The 1,660-nt window shown below is 31.5% G+C and carries 1 protein-coding gene; it reads left to right on the forward strand.

Going from position 1 to position 1,660, the window contains the following annotated elements:
* A partial coding sequence (locus B3J44_RS10745; protein ID WP_286968433.1) for a hybrid sensor histidine kinase/response regulator transcription factor occupies positions 1-1,566 on the forward strand: 1,566 nt, incomplete at its 5' end.
* Positions 1,567-1,660 lie beyond the last annotated feature (94 nt).

Genomic DNA, 1,660 nt, shown 5'->3' on the forward strand with positions numbered 1-1,660 from the left:
CTTTCGCTAATCATAAATCCGTTAAAAAAAGCAGTACAGAAAGAAAATGTCGAGAACGGTTCTTCTGGAAGCGATTTGGCTATTGCGCATCGAAATGCCAGAAGATTATTGAGTTTGGTAGATCAACTGCTTTTATTAAGAAAAGCCGAAAATGATGCCGATGCTTTGCGTTTGTCTCCAATTAATGTAAATAATCTTTCTAATGAAGTTTATCAATGTTTTGTGAATCAGGCAAAAGATAAAAACATCAATTATAATTTTAGAATTCCAAATCATGAAATTACTATAATTGGCGATTATGAAAAGATAGAAATTTCATTATTCAATTTAATGTCAAATGCTTTTAAATACACACCAATTGGAGGTGAAATCAATCTGACTTTGACAGAAAACGATGAAAAGGTTTTTCTAGAAATATCGGATAACGGAGACGGAATTGATAAGAAAGACATTGATGTTATTTTTGAAAAATTCAAACAGATTAATTCAAAAGTTTCTGTTGGAACCGGTTTTGGTATTGGACTTTATATTGTTAAATATTTTGTTGACAAACATAAAGGATCTGTATCTTGTAGCAGTGAAGCTGGAAAAGGAAGCACTTTTAAATTGGCATTTTTAAAAGGAAACAGTCATTTTGAAGATGTAGAAATTACCAATGAAAAACCGCAGAGAAGCCAATTATTTGACGAATTAATTCCTGATGAAATAGAAGAGCCAATTTCGACAGCAACAACTTCAATTGCAGATAGCGATTTCAAAAAGACAATGTTAACCGATAAACGCACTGTTTTAATCATTGATGATAATGCAGAAATTCGAGCTTATCTAATTAAGCTTTTTGCTGATAGTTACATTGTTTATAGCGCAGAAAATGGCGAAGAAGGTTTAAAAATGACTAAAAAACATATGCCAGATCTTGTCATTAGTGATATTACTATGGAAGAAATGGATGGTTTAGAATTATGTCGAAGAATAAAAGAAGACAACACGCTATCGCATATTCCAGTTATTTTATTGACAGCATCTAAAAACCCAGAAACGCATTTGCAAGGAATTAATGAAGGTGCAGATGATTATATCACCAAACCTTTTGACGATGATATTCTTACGGCTCGTGTCGAATCTTTACTAAGAAACCGTCATAATCTACGCACTTATTTCTTAGACAGTATTACATTAAAAGAAAACACGCAGAAAGTTCCGGTTGAATATCAGCAGATGCTTAAAAAATGCATCGAAATTGTTGAAGCTAATATTCATAAAAAAGATTTTACGATTCGAACTTTCGCCCTAGAAATGGGAATGAGCCATAGAACGCTTTATACCAAAATCAAAATTATTTCTGGGCAAACTTTAAATGCTTTTATTCGTTCATTGCGAATTAGAAGAGCAGCGATGTTGATGCTGACTGAAGATATGAACATCACACAAGCAAGTACAGAAGTTGGATTTGAAGATCCAAAATATTTCAGACAGCAATTCGTAAAACTATTTGGAATGACTCCTTCAGAATATATAAAAAAGTATAAAACGTCATTTAATTCTGACTTGAATATCATCAAATAATGCAGCTAACATTATTTTGTTACTGCATTATTTTCTTGTTTTTTAAAAAATCAATTAAAATCTTCTATTCAACTTAAACGTTTTAGCTGAAAAA

This window comes from Flavobacterium sp. UBA4854 (assembly GCF_002399805.1).
Taxonomy (GTDB): Bacteria; Bacteroidota; Bacteroidia; order Flavobacteriales; family Flavobacteriaceae; genus Flavobacterium; species Flavobacterium ginsengisoli.